The 18,168-nt window shown below is 70.8% G+C and carries 22 protein-coding genes; all 22 read right to left on the bottom strand.

Translation table 11 applies throughout. The features are described from left to right. Window positions 1-21 precede the first annotated feature (21 nt). Entirely contained in the window at window positions 22-294 is a 273-nt protein-coding gene (locus tag ACIP5K_RS11015) for a hypothetical protein (RefSeq protein ID WP_401407805.1), read from the bottom strand. Continuing rightward, window positions 294-695, bottom strand: a complete 402-nt coding sequence (locus ACIP5K_RS11010) for a hypothetical protein (protein ID WP_401407803.1) — start codon at window positions 693-695, stop codon at window positions 294-296. Before ACIP5K_RS11010 ends, ACIP5K_RS11015 begins: the two co-directional genes overlap by 1 nt. Window positions 696-724: 29 nt before the next feature. Beyond that, window positions 725-952 (bottom strand): holin, encoded by a 228-nt coding sequence (locus ACIP5K_RS11005; RefSeq protein WP_401407801.1) that lies wholly within the window; start codon window positions 950-952, stop codon window positions 725-727. Window positions 953-963: 11 nt separating this feature from the next. Continuing rightward, window positions 964-1,884, bottom strand: a complete 921-nt coding sequence (locus ACIP5K_RS11000; RefSeq protein WP_401407799.1) for a GH25 family lysozyme — start codon at window positions 1,882-1,884, stop codon at window positions 964-966. A 62-nt stretch (window positions 1,885-1,946) separates the two neighbouring features. Next, a complete protein-coding gene (locus ACIP5K_RS10995) occupies window positions 1,947-2,465 on the bottom strand; it encodes a hypothetical protein (RefSeq protein ID WP_401407797.1) in 519 nt (172 codons plus the stop codon). Beyond that, window positions 2,462-2,929, bottom strand: coding sequence for a hypothetical protein (locus tag ACIP5K_RS10990; RefSeq protein WP_401407795.1), 468 nt, complete (start codon window positions 2,927-2,929; stop codon window positions 2,462-2,464). Before ACIP5K_RS10990 ends, ACIP5K_RS10995 begins: the two co-directional genes overlap by 4 nt. 13 nt (window positions 2,930-2,942) lie before the next feature. Then, window positions 2,943-5,393, bottom strand: a complete 2,451-nt coding sequence (locus ACIP5K_RS10985; RefSeq protein ID WP_401407793.1) for a LamG-like jellyroll fold domain-containing protein — start codon at window positions 5,391-5,393, stop codon at window positions 2,943-2,945. A gap of 13 nt (window positions 5,394-5,406) precedes the next feature. Beyond that, window positions 5,407-8,739: a hypothetical protein gene (locus ACIP5K_RS10980; RefSeq protein ID WP_401407791.1), complete on the bottom strand. Its 3,333-nt coding sequence runs from the start codon at window positions 8,737-8,739 to the stop codon at window positions 5,407-5,409. Window positions 8,740-8,922: 183 nt separating this feature from the next. After that, the gene (locus tag ACIP5K_RS10975) at window positions 8,923-9,378 is read right to left on the bottom strand and encodes a hypothetical protein (protein ID WP_401407789.1); all 456 of its coding nucleotides are present in this window, start codon (window positions 9,376-9,378) and stop codon (window positions 8,923-8,925) included. A 10-nt stretch (window positions 9,379-9,388) separates the two neighbouring features. Continuing rightward, a complete protein-coding gene (locus tag ACIP5K_RS10970; protein WP_401407787.1) occupies window positions 9,389-9,895 on the bottom strand; it encodes a hypothetical protein in 507 nt (168 codons plus the stop codon). Between the two features lie 7 nt (window positions 9,896-9,902). Then, the gene (locus ACIP5K_RS10965; RefSeq protein WP_401407785.1) at window positions 9,903-10,889 is read right to left on the bottom strand and encodes a phage tail tube protein; all 987 of its coding nucleotides are present in this window, start codon (window positions 10,887-10,889) and stop codon (window positions 9,903-9,905) included. A gap of 1 nt (window position 10,890) precedes the next feature. After that, window positions 10,891-11,142, bottom strand: coding sequence for a hypothetical protein (locus ACIP5K_RS10960; RefSeq protein WP_401407783.1), 252 nt, complete (start codon window positions 11,140-11,142; stop codon window positions 10,891-10,893). A 24-nt stretch (window positions 11,143-11,166) separates the two neighbouring features. Beyond that, entirely contained in the window at window positions 11,167-11,634 is a 468-nt protein-coding gene (locus tag ACIP5K_RS10955) for a hypothetical protein (protein ID WP_401407781.1), read from the bottom strand. Beyond that, window positions 11,635-12,183: a head-tail connector protein gene (locus ACIP5K_RS10950; RefSeq protein ID WP_401407779.1), complete on the bottom strand. Its 549-nt coding sequence runs from the start codon at window positions 12,181-12,183 to the stop codon at window positions 11,635-11,637. It abuts the gene before it with no gap. Between the two features lie 13 nt (window positions 12,184-12,196). After that, the gene (locus ACIP5K_RS10945; RefSeq protein WP_401407777.1) at window positions 12,197-12,415 is read right to left on the bottom strand and encodes a hypothetical protein; all 219 of its coding nucleotides are present in this window, start codon (window positions 12,413-12,415) and stop codon (window positions 12,197-12,199) included. Further along, window positions 12,415-12,798, bottom strand: coding sequence for a hypothetical protein (locus tag ACIP5K_RS10940; RefSeq protein WP_401407775.1), 384 nt, complete (start codon window positions 12,796-12,798; stop codon window positions 12,415-12,417). The genes ACIP5K_RS10945 and ACIP5K_RS10940 overlap by 1 nt, the downstream gene beginning before the upstream one ends. A gap of 41 nt (window positions 12,799-12,839) precedes the next feature. Next, window positions 12,840-14,090, bottom strand: coding sequence for a phage major capsid protein (locus tag ACIP5K_RS10935; protein WP_401407773.1), 1,251 nt, complete (start codon window positions 14,088-14,090; stop codon window positions 12,840-12,842). 68 nt (window positions 14,091-14,158) lie between these two features. Next, window positions 14,159-14,914 (bottom strand): HK97 family phage prohead protease, encoded by a 756-nt coding sequence (locus ACIP5K_RS10930; RefSeq protein ID WP_401407771.1) that lies wholly within the window; start codon window positions 14,912-14,914, stop codon window positions 14,159-14,161. Next, on the bottom strand, window positions 14,898-16,229 hold the full coding sequence (locus ACIP5K_RS10925; protein ID WP_401407769.1) for a phage portal protein: 1,332 nt from the start codon (window positions 16,227-16,229) through the stop codon (window positions 14,898-14,900). Before ACIP5K_RS10925 ends, ACIP5K_RS10930 begins: the two co-directional genes overlap by 17 nt. Then, window positions 16,226-16,390, bottom strand: a complete 165-nt coding sequence (locus ACIP5K_RS10920) for a hypothetical protein (protein WP_401407767.1) — start codon at window positions 16,388-16,390, stop codon at window positions 16,226-16,228. Before ACIP5K_RS10920 ends, ACIP5K_RS10925 begins: the two co-directional genes overlap by 4 nt. 5 nt (window positions 16,391-16,395) lie before the next feature. Next, the gene (locus ACIP5K_RS10915) at window positions 16,396-17,886 is read right to left on the bottom strand and encodes a terminase (protein WP_401407765.1); all 1,491 of its coding nucleotides are present in this window, start codon (window positions 17,884-17,886) and stop codon (window positions 16,396-16,398) included. Continuing rightward, window positions 17,864-18,130: a hypothetical protein gene (locus ACIP5K_RS10910; protein ID WP_401407763.1), complete on the bottom strand. Its 267-nt coding sequence runs from the start codon at window positions 18,128-18,130 to the stop codon at window positions 17,864-17,866. Before ACIP5K_RS10910 ends, ACIP5K_RS10915 begins: the two co-directional genes overlap by 23 nt. Window positions 18,131-18,168 lie beyond the last annotated feature (38 nt).

The following is an 18,168-nucleotide window of genomic DNA, read 5'->3' as shown; positions in this document are numbered from 1 at the left end:
CCGGAGGAGAGCAGGGCCCGGTCAGTTCCGCCACGGGGCGACGTCGAGTTCCGCAGGTGGCTCGGGCGTGGGCCCGGCGGGTGTGTCCGGGCCGACGCGCTGCGCCCACCGCCAAAGGTCCACCACGTAGGAGGTGAGCAGCTTGCGCTGCTTGCGCTCGTCGGCCAGTTCCCGATCGAGCCGGTCGGTGATCGCGGTGAAGTCCGACCGGCGGTTCGTCGCCCGGCTCTGCGTCCACGACAGCAGGCCGACGACCAGCGCGACGGCGCCCCCGACCAGTGCCCCCACGTCCATCAGCGGCCTCTCTTTCTCAGGTACAGCGGCGGCGGATCGTCCATTCCCGACACCAGCACCACCCCGATCGTGAACGCCCCCCAGCCGCACGCGCTGCCGATCGCTTCGCTGTACGTCGTCGCCGCGGCCACCGCGAAGCTGCCCGCCCAGAGGCCGGCGGGGACGGCGAGCGCGGTGTAGCCCGCGGCCTGGACGCGCGGGCACCCCACGGCGAGCCCGGCCAGTGCCGCCGCCAGGCCGAGGACCACCCACATCCATCCGAGGACGTCGAGCGGTACATACCGGGTGATCGAGGCCATACCGCGCGCGGTGCCGTAGCGGGGATTGCCGACGATGCCGAGTCCGCCGTACAGGGCCCAGCCGGTGCCGATGGTGACGAGGAAGGCGCGGCGGCGGGACACCTGCCACCGTGGCGCCACCGCGCTCCGCATCAGGCGTCCGAGCGGGGGGTGTGCGGCGCCGCCCACCCGGCGATCCAGGACGCGGCCGCGGGGATGAGAGCGAGCACGAAGGGCTCGACGGCGTCGGGCATGCCGGAGATCAGCGATGGGTCGTCGGTGACGGCGCCGAGGACCGCGAGCCCGGCGAGGCTCGCGAGGTAGGCGAGCACGGAGCCCGCGGTGACCTTCTTCTCGATGGGTGCGGACGGTGAAGCCATGATCGTTCCTCTCAGACGTTGGGGACGTGGAGCTTGGACCAGCTGGTGGGGCCGGGCGGCCACTTGGCGTCGGCGCCGGTGTAGCCGAGGGAGCGCTGATACGCCTCGTAGCTGTCGACGTCGGCTTGGCCGAGCTTCGGGCCGGGGCCCTGCTTGTAGCGGCCGCAGCCGACGGCGACGAGCCGCCTGCCCATCGCGGTGAAGACCGGCGAGGACTTGCCGAGCGCCGGCTGCTTCCCGCTCATGAAGAACGCGGTGCCGGGGTACGGCTCGTACTTCGGCTTGCCGCCCTCCGTCGTCGTGCCGGCGCCCGCCCACAGGCGCAGGTCGGTGGCGGACATGTAGCAGACGGACCGGTCGAGGGGGCTGCCGACGAACTGCCAGAAGACCGGTGAGCGGCCGGACGGCTTCGGCTGGGCGCGCTTCTCGGCTTCGGCGTAGGTGTCCACCGAATTGCCCGGGTAGGCCGGGTACCAGAGCGGCACACCGGACGGGACGTGCCCGGCGGCGAGGTCTGCGGCCGAGGTGTAGATGCCGACGCGCTGGCGGGGGAACGCCTGCTCCACGGCGGCGATCCAGGCGGCGGCCCATGCCTTGATCTGCGCGGCGCTGCGGCCCCGGTAGTTCCGGCCGTCCGAATACCTCTCCAGGTCGAGCCAGTGCACGAACCCCGGCCCGGCGTGGCCCTTCACCGCGGCGATGTAGTTGGCGGCCTCGGCCGCCGCGCTCTGGTTCGGCCAGGCGAAGTGATAGCCGCCGACGACCAGGCCCGCGGCCTTGGCTCCGGCGATGTGCGTGGCGAACCGGGAGTCCTTGCTGTGCTGGCCCTCGGACGCCTTGGCGAAGGCGAAGGTCACGCCGTCGCGCTTGTGCTCGGCCCAGTCCTGCGGGCCCTGGTGCGCGGACACGTCGATGCCGCGGCTGGTGGTCATGGGTCTCCAGACATGAGGAAAGCCCCGGCCATCAGGCGCGGGGCGGGCGGGGGTTGGACAGGTCAGGAGGCGGCTTCGTAGCGGCCGGACGCGTACAGGATGTCGCCGGCCGCGTACACGATCGGCAGGGTCGAGTCCCAGATGCCGGAGGCGTCGGCGCGGTTGGAGACGATGGTTCGGAACGTGCCACCGTTGCTCGTCGAGTAGATCGCGCTGGCGCTGTAGTGCAGCGACGACGACGCGTCGAACACGTCGACGAGGATGATGCGCTGGGTGAACCCGGCGGCGGGCGCGGCGGGCAGGCCGATCATCCAGTTCTCGGATCCGCCGCCGGAGCCCGGGGCCGAGGTGGATCCCCAGGTGAGTTGAGCGACCCAGTCGACGGTGCGGCCGGTCTTCAGGTACCGGCCGGTCAGTGTGCCGTTGCCGATCGTCGGCGCGGTGCCGGTCTCCGCGAAGATGCCCGGTGTGTACGTCGTCCACGCGCCGAAGAACGAGTTGAACTGATCCCGAATCTCGGTGTTCATCATCGCCGCGGTGGCGACCTCACCGGACGTCCAGGTCCGCGGGGCGAACGTCACTTCGTCGCCCCGTCCTGCCCCGTCTTGGGCGGCTCGGTCGGCGGGATCGGCGCCTCGGTCGGCCGTTCCGGATTCGCCGGATCGTCGGCGTGCCACCAGAACCGCCGAGCCGGTCTCGGCTGCTTGAGCAGCTCGGCCTCGATCGCGGCGACCTCGGACGGCGACGGCACGATGACGGCCACCCAGCCGTAGCCGCAGGTGACGCAGCCCCACCGAGGGTCGGCCGGGGAGATGATGTCGGCCGAGCCGCACACGCACTGCACCAGCCACCGGTTGGCGTCGACCCGGGCGTACAGGGCGGGCTCTCCCTCGAGGACGCCGTCCGGCAGGGGCACGCGGCGGCTGAGCCGGTACTCGGTCCACACGTAGACCAGCTCGGCCGGCGGGGTACCGGCCCACGCGTCGGCGGGCATGGGCCGCGGCGGAACGTAGTAGTTCTCGGCGCGCACGACAGCGATCGGCACGGGACTGCTCCTGTCAGTAGGCGAGGCGGGTGGTGGAGCCGAGGACGCCGTAGACGGGGTCGTCGAGGACCCACACGGAGTCGGTGAAGCTGGCGCTGGTGGTGAACGTGATGTCGTGGCCGCGGTCCCGGATCGTCTCGGTGTAGCCCTCGACCGTGACGCGCATGGACGGGGCCGTGGCCTGCGCGGGCAGGTTGTACACGGAGAAGTAGGAGCCGATCTCCGCGTCAAGGATGTCCAGGTAGTTGGCCATCGTGTAGGCCTGGATCGGCACTTCGCGGAGCTCGGGGGCGGGGTTGGCGTAGCGGGACACCAGCCAGTACGCGGCGTCAAGCACGCTGTTGTCGGAGGTCTTCAGGATGTTCAGATCCTGCTGGTACTCGCCGAACGCCAGCACGGATGCGGGCGCGGACACGCGCTGGGTGGCGCCGCCCGGCCTCGTGGCCTCGACCATGTTGACCATCTTCTGGTCGTCGTCCGCCAGGCTGATGCCGGGTTCCAGGTCGGCGTAGTTGATCGTGAACGTCTCCGCTCCCGGCGACGGGTTGTAGCGCACGTCCCGGGACTGGTAGGCCAGCCCGTACCAGTCGCGCTCGGCCCACAATCGGCCGGACTCGGTGGACTCGACCTCCCGCATCCGGGCCACGACAGAGGATCCGCCCGGCCCCTGGCTGGCGATCGGGTCGTGAGTGCTGCCCCAGATCGTCACCGAGGACACCCCGGCATAGCGGGCCAGTCTCGTCATCCGTGCATCCGCAGTCTCGCCCGCGTATCCGGTCATGCCGGCCGCGTAGTGCGTGGCCCCGGTCGGCCCGTAGTCCGGCGCGGTGGACGGCGACGAGACGATCGCAACGTGACCGATCGCGCCGTTCCACAGCCGGGTGCCGCGGTAGCCGCCCACGTGCAGGACGCGCTCCTCCCAGGTGCGCGGCACGGCGATCGCGGAGTCGACGAGGACGCCGTCGACCCAGAGGCGGACGGCGCCCTGGTCGTAGACGACGTGGTGCCACTTCCCGTCGGCCATCGTCGTGGGCCCGGACAGCGTCTCGACGGTGAGCGGGGTGCCGTCCCACGTCCACTCGATCTGAAGGCCGCCGCCCGGGGCGACGGACAGCAGGTGCTGGTAGACGAGGTCGGTGGACTGGATCCCGAAGATGCACCGGCCGGTCGTCGTGGTCTGGAACCACGCTTCCAGGCACAGGTAGTTGTACATGCGCTGGCCGACCGCCGGCCCCATGTCGACGGACAGGTACTTGCCCGCGGTCGCCGAGACCGGCGCGAAGGCGGCGACTTGTTCGCCCGTCTCTGGCGGGCCGTCGGCGCTGCCGAGGGTGAGCGTGCCGGAGCCTGCGGCGCCGGCCTGCACGGTGGCGAGCGCGGGGGCGCCGGTGCCGGACAGGTCGCCCGCGGCGGTGGACGTGCTGTCCTCGGTGAGCGGGTAGTAGACGAGCAGGTTGGAGTCCGGGGCGAGGATCTCCTGAGCCAGCATGCTTTTCAGGGCGGGCTGCTTGTTGAGCCGCTTGAACAGATCCGTGGCTGTGATCTGGGCCTTTGAGTAGAGGCCGTCCCAGCCGATGGGCCACTCGTTGACCGTGCCCCAGAACCGCGGCCGCACCTTTGCGCCAAGCAGGTCGTACTCGGTGTAGTCGCCGGTGCCGCCGGTGCGGCCGGTGGTGAGTGAGACGATCAGCTGGTCCGTGGCCGCCCAGCTCGGCGTCGCCAGCGAGCGGCGCACCGTCCAGCCGAATCCGTCGGACGACGTCTCCCAGTAGAAGGTGCCGCCCGATTCGCGGATGCGCAGCCACTGGTGGTCGATCGCGCTGTAGGTGAGATCCGTGGAGCTGGCATCGGAGAAGCCGACCATGTTGACGCAGCGCATTTTGCCTGTCAGCCCGTTGTACTGGAACCCGATCCGGTTGCCCGCTGTCACCCCGTCCAGCACGAAGTTGGCCAGGACCGACGACGAACCGTTGGCGCCGGGCACGGTGGGCCAGCGCACGGTCAGCGACGTGCCCGGCAGGGACCACTGCCGGGCCGACTGGATACCCGAGGAGACCCCGGGGTTCATGGGGATGCGCACGCGCCCGTCGACGACGGTGGCGCCGCCGTAGACGCTGGACCACATGCTGCCCAGCCCGGCGTCGAAGTCGTCGCCACACATCGACAGGGGGTACGGGGCGGCGCCGCTGCGCTGCGGCATCACGACCGCCGACACCCGGATCGGCGCGTTACGGCGCACGAACGGGGCGTATGGACTGCCGCTGTTGCCGGGCGTGAACCGGCCGTCCGCGTTGTCGAGGGTGAGGGTGGCTGTCCCCGGCTGCGTCTCCGACAGCTCGTCCGAGGCGCCCCGGGTGACCGTCACCCCCGTCACGGTGTCCACGAACGGAGTGATGTCCGTCCACGTGATGGTCGACGGGTACTGCACCAGCCCGCCCCACCCGGCCTCGACGAGCAGCGGCACGACGTTCTCCTTCTCAGTGGCTGATGCTGACCTTCAGGCCCTGCGCTCGGCCGAGCCGGGTAAGCAGACGTTCCAGCTCTCGACCGACCGCGACCGGGTCCATGGCCTGCTCGACCGTGATGTAGACGTTCATGCCGCCGCCCGCGCCCGCAGCGACTGCGGGCCGGCCGAGGACCGGGCGCGTCGCGGCGACCCGGCCGGCGACGTCGCCGAGCGCGCGGTCGAGGACCGGGGTCCGCTCGGTGAGCCCGGCGGCCAGGCCCTCGGTGGAGTACCGGCCGACCTCGGCCATCACCCGCGACGGACTCTTGATGCCGAGCGCCTTGCGGATGGCCTTGTCCATCCCCTTGGCGATCTTCAACATCTGCTTCTCGATCGCCGCCTGCTGCGAGGACAGGCCCTTCAGGAAGCCACGCCCTGCGTTCTTGCCCGAGTCGTACAGGGCGTCGGCGCCCGAGCGGCCCAGCTTCTCGGCCTGGTCGTTGATGCCGTACTGCGCGGAGTTGATGGACTTCAGCAGCTTCGACGATGACCCGGCCAGAGCGCTCGCGTAGGCGTAGCCCTCCTCCGGGCCCATGTCGAGGATCTCGCGGAGCATGGTCTTGTTGAGACCGCGCTTAGCGAGGGTGCCGATGTAGCTGGTGAAGGTCTTCATCTTCGCCAGCCGGGCCTGGATCTTCGAGTTGATACCGGAGGCGGTGACCTCCTCGCCGCCCTCGAACATGCCGCCGAGGCTGGCCGCCTTCTTCGCCCCGACGCGGGTCGTCTCGGCGAAGTCCTTGGCCCGCTTGATCGTCGACGCGATGCTGTCGCGCCGTCCGGCCAGCGTCGTCAGCTTCTTCGTCTCCCTGTTCACGTAGGCGACGAGCCGGTTGTCCTTGCTGCCCGTGAATGCCGACCAGATGTCCTTGGCCAGATCCTTGGACGCGGCCTTGATCTGCGCCTTCGACCCGGTCAGGCCCTTGATGAGGCCCTTGCCAACGTCCTTGGCGAGCGCGGTGGTCCGCTTCGACGGTGACGCGATCTGAAGCTCCTGTTTCATCGCCGAGATGATCGCGCCCGCCGTCGCGCGGGCGCCCTTGGCGACGGTGCCGAGCGAGCCGGACATGCCCGCGGCGAGGCCGCGCCCCACGTCCATGCCGACCGCGCCGAGCGAGTGCGGCACCCGGTCGTCGTTGATGGCCTCCAGCAGGCCGCGGTGCTTACGGGCGCCCCGCGCGTTGACCATGAACTCGTTGGCGGAGGCCATGATGGGCACGCTGTCGGAGGTGCCGGTGCCGGGCCCGACCACCGGGCCGCCGCCGGCCAGGTGCTGCACCCGGCCGCCGCGCCACATCCGGCCGGGGGTCGAGCCGCCGTAGCTGCCAGACGGCACACCGTTGCGGCCTTTCACCTTGTAGTAGGTGACTACGTAGGTGGTCGCCGTCTTCCCGTTCAGGGAGTTCAGCCGGTTCCGCGCGGTCGCGACCTTCGATTCGAGGTCGGCGATGGTGGCCTTGAGCGCGGCCTGCTTCGACGGCGGGACCGTCTTCAGCTTCCGCTTGGCCTCCTCGATCTGGGCCTGCCAGTTGTTGATGTTCAGCTTGAGCTTGCCCGCGGCAAGCTTCGGCCCGACCGACACAGCGAAGCTGTCGGCCTTGGACTGCGCGCTGTTGAGCGCGCCGACGTACTTGTCCTTGAACCCCTGGAACGCGCGGTCCGCGGACTTCAGCTTGCCGCCGATGCCGGGGATCCAGCCGAAGGCCGAAGCGGCGGCGTGCAGGACACCGCCCATGGCAGTGACCATGCCGCCCGTCACCACGCGGAAGACGCCCAGCAGGGTCGGGAAGGCGTTCACGCCGACCTGGACGACCGACAGGAAGGCGCCGCCGGCCTGCCGGGCGAACTCCAGGATCGCGCCCTTGTTGTCGTTGATCGTGTCCGAGAGGCGCTGGAGCGGGCCGCGCGCGGAGTCGACCTGCGAGAAGCTGGGCAGCAGGCTGCCGACCAGCGCCGACCCGACGTCCTTGATGGTCGGCGCGAGCAGCTGCATGATCTGCGTCGTCGCCTTGAACCCGAACCCGAGATCCTTGGCGACGGGCAGCAGCGCTTTCACGGCCTGCCCGAGAATGTCCATGGCGTTGGCGCCGCGCGCCCCCAGCGAGGTGAGCATCTCGCCGAGCAGCGGGCCGAAGGTTCTGGCGACCTCGCCCGACAGGCGGCCGAGCGCGGGCAGCAGCCGGTTGATCATGCCGAACAGGCCGTTCAGGAACGCGGCGCTCCCCGAGATGCCGGTCTTCAGCCCGTCGAACATGCCGGGCAGTCCCTTGCCGAGCACGTCGCGGATCCCGCCCGACAGGGCGGTCAGCGTCGGCTTGGAGGCGGCACCGAAGTCCAGGAAGGACCGGCCGAGCCGGCCGACCCCCGACGCCATTTCGCCGACGAACCGCTTGCCCAGCGTCAGGTTGGCCTGGAGGTCGCGCTGGAATCCCGACTCCCGGAAGACGGCGCCCGCCCGCTTGGCCAGTCCGCCGAAGGTGCCGCCGAGGTCGACCATGTTCTTGCCGAGGATCTTGACCAGCGGGGCCGCCGCCCTCACCGCGCTGGTGAAGCCGGGCAACATCGCCTTCTGAATGTTCTTGCCGACCCCGGAGAACTCGCCCTTCAACCCGACCAGGGCCTTGGTGAACCCGCGCGCCTCCGGAGACAGCTTCTTCAGCGCGGCGTTGTACTCCTCGGTGCCCTGGGCCTGCGCCTCCATCGCGTCGCCGACCCCGGAGAAGCCCAGCTTCATCGTGCCCGCGGCGAGCCCGGCGCCGGCCATCATCGGCACGACGGCGCCGAGCGCGGGCAGCAGCGACAGGCCCGCAATCGCGGCGACCCCGCCGAGGACGCCGCCGAGGCCGCCGCCCTTCCCGCCCAGCTGCTCGGCGGTGCTGGACGCCGCGTCGCCGAGGCTGCCGGCCGCGTCCCCGGCCCGGATGAACCGGCCGCGTGCGTCGCGCAGGCGACCGTTGACGTCGGTCACCGCACGGTCGGCGGTACGCAGCGCGGGCGGCAGGCCGGCGGTGACCGTGGCCATCCGCTGGGCGGCGGTGGCCGAGGCGATGAACCGGCCGTTCAGGTCCCGCCAGCGGCCGTTGTCGTCGCGGATGAGGCGGGAGGCGTGGGCGACGGAGACGAAACGGCCTTCGAGGTCGCGCAGCTGCCCGTTGGCGTCCCGGGTGAAGGCGCGCAGCGAGCGGCTGCTGGCCTGGCTGTCGTTGGCCAGCCGCCGGTGCAGACGCGCCGAGGAGTCCCCGGCCCGGGCCAGGACCGGAGACAGCCGGTCGTCGCCGTCGAGGATGAACCGCAGGCGCTCGGCCACGTCGTCCGCCCCCCTCTCGGTCGGGGCGGGGCGCGGCCCGCTATTCGGGTGTGGCGGCCGCGCGCATGCGGGCCTCGTGCTGGTCGATCCACGCGGCGAGCAGCTCGAACCGCTCCATGCTCAGGTCGTCGACGTCGGCCGCCGTGTAGTGCAGGTACAGCCCGAACAGCGGCAGGTAGCTGTTCAGCCGGTCGGTGAACCAGTCATCTCCGCTGTCGGCGCCGGGTCGGGGCCCGGTGCTTTTGGGGCCTGCGCTTCCTTGATGGCCAGCTCGCACGCCTCACGGTCGTGCGCGACCTCGCGCAGCTCCTCGAACGCGGCGGCAAGGTTGTCGGGCTCGTCGCCGTAGCGGCGCACCAGCTCGGCCACGTACCGGGGGACTTCTCGCGCGTCCAGGCGGACGCGGACCTCGTCGTCGTAGGGGTCGAAGTCGGCCAGCCGCAGCGTCGGCTGGCTGCGCTTCTTCACGGCCCAGCCGACGACGCGGACCGCGGTGACGTCGCCGTCCTCCAGCCCCGCGAGGACGGCGGGCCACTTCATGTCGGCGGTGCGCTCGATGGCCTGCACCTCGGAGGCGCGCATCCGGCCCGCGTCGAGCAGCTCGGTGTCGCCGCCCTCGGGCGTGTACTCGATGAGCATGTGGGTTCCTTCAGGTCAGGCGGCGGCGCACGTCGTCCAGGACGCGCCCCACCTCGCGCTCGATACGGGGGGTGTGGCGGCGAACGGTGTTGTCCCACCACAGCGGTGTCGCGTTCTGCTGCACCCAGCGGCGCCGGTTGCCGTACACGGGGTGCCGGATCCGGCCGGTGTTGATGGTTTCGGGCATCTTCTTCAGGTCCGGCGGAAGCCGCGACTTGTCCACCCAGACCGTGGCGCCCGCGCCGCCGCCCGTCGTGCGGACGCTGATCCGGATCGACTCGGCGATCGTCGCGCGCAGCGGCCTGGTGGTCGGTGACGGGCCGCCCGGCCGGCCGCGCCGCGGGGGCGCCGCGATGTCCAGGCCGCGCATCGTCGACTGCAAGTCGTCGCGCAGCGGCTCGGCGGCGCGCCGGATGCGGCGCTGCATGCTGGCTCGGATGTTCTCGCCCCCGGCGGCCCGCAGGCGGCGCTGAAGCTCCAGCAGGCTGCCGGTTGAGAGGATGCGGACGTCACGCATCGTGCACCTACAGGGTGGTGTCGGTGGAGATGTACTCGATGACGGGCTGGTTCGTCCCGTCGTACAGGCCCGTGAAACTGATCGTGGGCTTGATGACCTCGAACCCGTCGATCGTCGGGGGCGCCTCGTCGATGCGGATCGCGGGCAACTTGATCCGGAACGTCTCGGGGTAGGTCGAGGCGATGATCGGGCCGACGAACTCCCACACGAGGCTCGTCGCCGCGTCGCTCGTGTGCAGGTCATCGAGCGTGGTGGCGACGTAGTCCATCTCCACGCTGCCGGTGATCTTGACTTGGTCGTTGCTGATGGGCTCTTTCTTCAGCCCGGCCTGCCCGGCATAGAAGCGATCCACAGCCTGTGGACGCTCGATCTTGATGCTGACCTTGCGGATACCGTCCAGCGCCGTCTCCGACGCGTAGGTGCCCGTCTTCAGCGCCATCTGCCCGAAGTGGAACGGCGACACGTTGGAGTACGAGGCGACGACCAGCGTCTGCGTCTCGTCGCAGTCCTTGCAGTCGAACTCGTAGCTGGCGGTGAGCATGCCGCCCTGCTCGCAACTGAACTCCGCCGACGTGACCTTGCAGCCGAGGAACGTCTTGTCCGTGACGGCGCCCGTGGTGAGCGGAACACCCTTCTGGATCACCAGCGACTTGCCCGCCGTGTCCGCGAGCGTGTGCGCTTGCAGGTACGCCGTCGAGGCGGCCTGCTGCGCCGGCGTGACCGAGGTCCCCATCAGGGCCTGAAGCAGGGTCCCCATGCCCTTGTTGGTGACCTCAAGATCGATGCTGCCGTTGGCCTCCCGCTGGGTGACCACGCGCCGCGACGACAGCGCCACCAGCCGGTTCGCGGCGATCCCCGCGGACTGCGCCGTCGTCTTCTTCAGCACCAGGGACTCCTTGGTGAACTCCAGATGCTTCGACGGCGCCACGTAGGTGCCGTAGGTGGTCTCCGCACCAATGCTGAGCTGGGCGCCGAGCCCGGATCCGATCGCCATGTCAGACCTCGTCCTTCTGCGGCCGCGCCGCCTTCTTCACCGAGAGCCGCGGCGCATCGGCCGGCACCTCAAGCTCGGTGGCCCGCGGCTCGGTGGCCCGCGGCTCGTCGATCGCCTCCCACGTCTGCGTCTGGCAGACGTAGGCCTCGAACCGCTCGTCGGGCACTTCAACAATCTCGTCCGGCTCGACCGTGCGCCCGCCCAGCTCAGGGACGGACACCGGCTCGGGCCCGATCAGACGCACACGCGCCATGGGGTACTCCTCGGGTGGTGGTGATCAGATACGGGCCCGGCAGGAGACCGCGAACGCGAGGCCGGCCAGAGCCCCGTTCTCGGTCTGCTCCTGGGTGAGGCTGCCGGTGGTCAGGTGTGCCCAGAGCACCGTGCCGGACAGGGTCGGCGCCTCGGGCGCGGCGTCGGTCGCACGCAGTGCGTCCTCGACCTGGGCGAGCAGCGTGAAGACGTCGGCCCGCCGCAGCGCCATGTCCTTGTCACCGGCCCGCACTTCGGCGTAGCCGGGGATGACGAACTTCTCGTCACGCGTGCGGGCTCCGGCCGAGTTGAACGACTGCTCGATGTCGGCGGCCTGCTCGGCGCCCGGCGACCATCCGAGATAGAGACGGCGCCGCGAGGTGTAGTTCACGGCCGGCGGCCCGTCGATCACCTCGGCGTCCGCCAGGCCGGGCGCGGCCCGCAGGATGGCGAGTAGCGCGTCGATGGCGGCGCCCGCTCGGGAGGTCGCCATCTACGCCACCCCCGGCGGCAGCTTGTAGGCCTCCAGTAGTTGCAGGACGCGGTTGGGGATCGCGTACCCGAACCCGGGGACCGGCTCGGACACCGACCAGTCGTCGGCGCCGGACTGCCCGCGGGCGCTGCCGTAGCGGGTGCGCCACAGGTGCTGAAGCAGCATTCGGGCGGCGAGCCGGATGGTGGGCGGGATCTCCGCGCGCCCGGCGGTGTAGGTGACGGTCCAGGGACCGCCGTAGAAGCAGCCGCCGGTCAGGGGCCGCACCACGCCGGTGGCCCCGTCCAGGTGCAGCTGAGCGACGTCCAGGAGGGACCCGCCGGTCACCTGCGGTGTGATCGACACCAGCGCGATGGCCGGCGTCTTCAGCAGGACCAGGGTCGCCCCCGTGCCCTGGACCGTCTCGGTGACCGTGCGTTCCTCGACGACGCCCACCAGGTTCTCGATCGGGGCGGTGAGGCCGTCGATGTACACCTCCAGCTCGACGTCGTCGACGTCGCTCTCGATGTCCAGCTGGGCCTTGGCCTCGTCCAGGGTGAGCAGGGCCACGGTGCTCCCCTCCTCAGTCGGCGGCCGGCGCCTTGCGGCGGCGCGCGGTCTTTCGGGCGGTCGTCTCGGCGGAGGCGGTCTCGGGCGTCTCGGGGTCCTGGCTGCGCACGAGTTCGGCGCGCACCCCGTCCGCCCACGCGGCCGCCTGGTCGCCGGGCAGGTCCACGACCTGGCCCGGCTCCCAGACGAAGTCCGCGCCCGCGATGCTGCGCAGCACGCGGATGCGGGCCATCAGTCGCCCAGCCCCTGGTGCAACTGCTCGACCTCGCGGACGGCCCGGTTCTCGGCGGTCTGCACCGCCTGGTCCTGTGCGTCCTTGAGGGCCTGCACCTGGGCGTCCGGCTCGCTCGCGCCCTCGCCCTGCGGGGTCGAGGACACGCCGCGCGCGGCGACGTCTACGGCGGATGCGGCCTGCTGTCCGAGCTGCACCTTGGCTGCGGCGATGGCCGTGTCCTTGTCGCCGATGAACTCGGGGTTGTTCTGGTCCATCGTGCCGTCGGCACGGCGCGAGGCCATGACGATGCGGTCGTGGTCGCCGTGCTGCGCGGCGGCCGGAGTGGGCGTGTCCTGTAGCACGCCGGACTGCTCCGGCTCCTTCTTCGGCGTGTTCGCCATGGGGTACTCCTTCTGCTCGATGCGGGAGAGGGCGGCGGCGATCAGGTCGCAGAGTTCCGGTACGCCTTGTAGGCGGCGGTGTCCTGCGGGATGCCGTCGCTGCGCGAGAACGCGAGGAAACCAACCTGGAGGTAGTCGGCGTACCGCTCGGCCAGGCGCAGCAGCTGCACGTCCTGCACGTCGCGGATGAGGTAGCCCGCGTAGAAGTCGCCGAACAGGATGCTCTTGGCGTTGGCGGCCATGGCGGGCATGTCGGTGTTGATCGTGTACGCGTAGCCGAGCAGCCCGTCCGGGACGCCGACCTGAACGGACGGCTCCCACAGCGGACGGTTCTGCCCGTCCTTCAGCTTGCGGAACGCGGCGAGGGTGCCGTCGGCGAGCATCCACTGCGCGCGCCCGCTGTTGCGGTAGGCCGGGTCGACCGAGTGGATCAGGTCGATCGCGTCGTCGTAGGTGACCGATGTGGTCTGGCCGTTGGCGCCGGTCTTGGCGATGGTGGCGTTGGTCTGCACGCCCTCGGGCTGCGAGGAGCCGGTGCCGGTGGTGAAGTGCGCGTTCTGCGCGCGGCCGATGCGGCGGCCGAGCACCTTCGCCAGCCAGCCCTCCAGATCGAAGGCGCTGTCATTCAGCAGCTGGAGAGACACGCGGACGAGCTTGGACGTGTAGACGTAGGCGTCGACGTCCTTGGTCCCGAACGTGATGTCCTGCTCGGTGACCTGGGTGTTCTCGGCGAGGATCGCGCCGACGTTCGCCGTGTCGTCGTTGGTGGGCCACGGCAGCGTCGCGCCGCTCTCGGTCGTGATGACCTCGGCGACGTCGCGCATCGAAGAGTAGAACTTCTGGGCCTCGACCAGCTTCGCCCGGAACTCGGGCGGCACCGTGTACCCGCCGGCCGCGCCGGTGGCCACGCCCGCGGCGCGCAGTTCCTTGCCGTCGACCCAGCCCGAGCGCAGGGCGGTGCGCTGGTCGGCGGACAGCTCGGTGGTGCCGTCGCGCATCCACGCCCGGTAGGCGTCGGCGTAGGCGGCGGCCTTGTCCGGGCCGCCGTGCCGCTCGTCGTCGGCCTCCTTGACGGTCTGGACGACCTGGCTGTAGTCGACGGCGGCGAGTCGCTGGTGGCGCTCGTCGCGCTCGATGTCGGCGGACAGCCGCTCGACGTCGGCGAGCGCCGCGTCCCACGCGGCGCGGTCCTCGGCGGACAGCTCCGCGTCGTCCGCCGACCGGTTCTGGAACGTCTGCGCCTTGTCCCAGGCGGTGGCCCGCTGGTCGAGCAGGGTCTGAAGAGTGGGCATGCGTGCCTCCAGCACGACGGGCCCCGGCACCAGGTCGGTGCGGGGGCTGGGGGATGGTGTGGGTGCGGCTACCGCGCCAGGCGGTAGCGGGCGGCGAGCAGCTCCATCTGCCGCGCCTGACGGCCCCCAGTGGTCTCTCCCGGCTGGGTTGCGTCGCTGCCCCGAGTGGCTGCCGTGGCGGCCGGCTCGTGGCGGAAGTCGAGAAGCTCGGGCCGCAGGGCGGCCCGGCGGTCGAAAGCGGCGTCATCACCGCGGGCGGCCAGTGCGACACCGACCGACCGCAGTGCGGCGTCGGTGCCCTCGTAGGCGGGGAACGTCACGGCTGAGACCTCGAACAGCTGCACCTCGCGCAGAACGCGCAGCTCGGCCTCCATGTCGCCCTCGGACGTCTGGACGCTGATGGTCTCCCAGTCGTCCTTGACGGTGCGAAAGCCGAAGCTCATGCCGGTGATGTTGGAGACGCCCAGGTTCACGACAAGGTCATGGACGTAGGAAAGGCGCGTGTCCAGGTCGGCATCGACCGCCAGACCCTGCGCGTCTTGAGACAGGCGCAGGGACCCGGCCGAGGCTCGGGATACGACAAGCCGAGTGTCGTGGTCCACAAGGAACCGGGCATCACCCTCGCCCAGCGTCTTGGTGAAGGCGCCCGGTGCGATCTCCTCGTAGAACCCCCACGTGAGCGGATTACCGATCGCAGTGCGCTGCCCGAACACGGCAGCGTGCCCGGCGAAGCCCATCGTCGTCTGACCCTCCCCGGCTGCACGCAGCTGCGGCCCGGCCGTGGCCAAGGCGAGGTCGCGGCGCTCCTCATTGCTCCTGGGCATCGTCGGCGCCCTCCTTGGTGTCGTCCGGTTGCAGCAGCCGGTGTGCGGCCGCCAGATACTCGGCCGCCCGCGCGGCCCGGTCCTGCCCGCCCGCAGGCGGGCCGCCCTCGCCGGCAAGGGGGTCGCTGCCCAGCGGCGCCATAGCCAGCGCCTGAAGGCGCATATCCCCCTCGGGGCCCGGGATCGGAGGCAGATCCTCCAACTCCCTGATGTCGTTGGCGGAGTAGGCGCCGGTATCGCGCATCGCCCGGTAGAACACGGCGCGCGCCGAGGAGTCCCCGCGCAGCAGTCCGCCCAGCTGGTACTTGGCGTAGACCCTCGTGCCGAGCAGCTCTTTGTTGACGCGCTGCTCGGTCGGTGTCAGCCACGTCGGGGCCAGATCCCACGTCACGAAGCCCTGCGCCTGCTGCTCAAGGCCCGTTCCCCAGCTGGTCGACTTCTGCGTCTCCATCAGCAGGAACAGCGGCACCCCGAACATCCTGGCGACCTCGACGACCTGGAACTGCCGGGACTCCAAGAACTGGCTGTCCCTGTACGGCATCGCCACCGGCTGGAAGCTGGCGCCCGCGTCGAGCACGGCCACGTCGCTCGCGGACCCGGCACCGTGTACCTTCGCCTTCCACGACGCTTTCAGGCTCGCCGCCTGCTCAGGGTTCAGGCGCTGCTCCGTCTGCAAGATTCCAGAGATCATGTTGCCTGACCCGTACAGCCGGGCCGCGGCCTTCTCAGCGGCCAGGCCGAGCCCGATGCCCTCGGCGGCCGCGCGGATCGGCGAGCAGCCGGTCACACCGTCGTAGCCGAGCGCCGGCAGGTGCAGGATCTCGCGGGTCGTCAGGCGCTGCCGCACCCCGCTGTCGTCCTCGACCCAGAACACCTTTCCGCCCGGATTGCCGTCGCCCGGCTTCTCCCGGTCGACCTTCACCCGGTCCGGGCGCACCGGCCACAGCTGCACAATCTGTCCGGCCCCGTTGCGGATCTTCTGTAGGTACGCGTTGCCCCACAGCAGCCGGTGCACGTACACCAGCCGCCACAGCTCGAACCGCGTCAGCTCCGGATGCGGCTCCAGCAGCAGCGGCACGTCGGTGCGATCGCGGCTGCCGCTCGTGTACGTGTGCAGCGGCAGGCCCGCGGCCACGTTCGCGATGACCGACACCGACCGCCACACCGACGGCATGTGCAGCGCCCTGGTCTCGGTGACCGGGACGCCGGCCTCTCCCGGGGTGCCGCCGAGCATGTGCAGCAGGTTGTTGGAGGTGAGCGGTACCGCCGGACTCTCCACGGACGCCCGCCGCTCGAACAGGCCGAACAGGCTCATGACGGCGACTCCTTACGGTGCGCGCGCGGCGACGCCAGCTGCCGCTCGACGGCGACCACGCCCATCAGCCCGGCCAGGATCAGCGCCACGGGCACGTAGACCAGCGCGACGCCGTAGACGACGGCCAGCAGGGACACCACCTCGGCGACGGTCAACAGCACGGTTCTCACCACAGGTTCGGCGCCCCTTCCTCTTCCACCTCGGCGCCCAGCCCCCACTTGGCAAGGGTCGCCGCCACCAGCGGGCTGATGTCCACGGACACGCCCCGCCGGGCCCACGCCCAGGCGTCGCCGAGCGGCCGCTGCTGGGCACCGGCCAGCGCGGCGGCAAGCGGTGCATCGTCGAAGTGCGTCAGCTCCTGGGCCGACACCGCGTCGTAGAACTGGCCGCAGGCCGCCGCCATGTCCCGGCCCGTGGGCTTGACCACCTCGACGCCGAGCCCGTCTTCCTCGTCCTCCAGTGCGCCGGTCAGCGACGCCGCCGGGCTCGCCGGGTCGATCACCCAGCACCGCGGGGACCACTTCTTGTGCAGCTCCTTGGCGCGCTCGACGATCCAGCCCGCCCCGGGCCGGTGCTCAACGACGGTGACGTGCACGCCGCCCCGCCACGGGAACGCGGCAGAAATCGCCGCGTGCGACCGTTCGGGCGTCATGTCGATGGAGAACGCCACCGTGCCGCTGCGCTTCGCGTCAGCGACCGCCAGGGCCCGCCAGGCGTCCTCGCCGATGACCTGCCAGGTGTCCGCCTCGTCCGAGGGGTAGGCGCCGACGCCGAGCCGCTCCCGCTCGAAGATGCCGGAGCTGCCGAGGCTCGCGCGCTCGTTGCGCACGAACTCCGACGTGATCAAGTAGCCAAGCGACGGGTTCGCCTTCGCCCACGACGCCGGGTCGTCCGGATCGTCGTGGTCGGTGCAGCCGGTCGGGCACTCGTCGACGTGCGGATCGATCGACCACTCGAAGTACGCCAGCGACGGGTCGGGAACACCGGCCTCCAGCGCGGCCAGTGCGCGGCGCCGCAGCCGAGCCAGCTGCACGGACGGGGCGCCGATCCCCGCGCTGCCCAGGTACCAGAGCTGCGGGTTGGGGACGGCGGACATGGTCGGCATGAGCGCGCCCATGGCGTCGTCGCCGAGGATCATGTCCTCGTCGAGGATGTTGCAGTCCCCGGTCCAGCCACGCCCTGACCCGCCCGACCGGGCGATGAACTGCAAGCTCTCCCCGGTGGTCAGGGTGATCGAAGTTTCGGTGGTGTTGCACAGCATCCGCTTGACACGTTTGCGCAGGTCAGGGCATCCGAGAATGAGCGACTGAATCCGCTGGAACGCGACCCGGGCCGTCTTGAACTCGTGAGCGCTGTGGATGATCAACCGCTCCTTGAGCAGGAACAGCCCGGCCAACTCCCTCCCTTCGATGATCCCGCCCTTGCCGTTCTGCCTCGGGACGTTCACCGCGACCTCGAACGCCGACCAGTTCCCGTCTGCGCGCTCCCGCATCCCGACGTCGAGGACGTGCTGCTGCCACGGGAACAGGTCCAGGCCGGCCATCGCCGCCAGCTCGACAGCCTCTTGACCAGACGACGACAGGGAGTTGGGCGGTGCGGTGAACAGCCGGGGCGCCTGCACGCCGTAGCCGGAGTCAGGCGCGGCGGGCGCGGACACGGCGTTCCTCCCGCTTCTGCGACAGCTGGTCGACCTTGTCGTCCTCGGCGGCGATCGGAGCGACCTTGCGCAGGCCCTCCAGCGCGGCCCGCAGCTCACGGCCCGCGTTCGCCTTGGCCGTCGCCCCGTCCTTGCCGTCCATCACCGCCGCCAGGGTCAGGGCGAGTTGGGCCAGGCCCGGGGCGCTGTCGGCGACGCGGAGGTGATCAATCTCGGCCTGGGTCGCTTCCACGTTCGTCGCCATGATCACCCCCGAGAGGTCGCAGAGCGTCACGGCGCTAA

Origin of the sequence: Streptomyces sp. NPDC088785 (genome assembly GCF_044750685.1) — a bacterium.
GTDB lineage: Bacteria > Actinomycetota > Actinomycetes > Streptomycetales > Streptomycetaceae > Streptomyces.
This window is presented reverse-complemented; position numbering and strand designations above follow the sequence as displayed.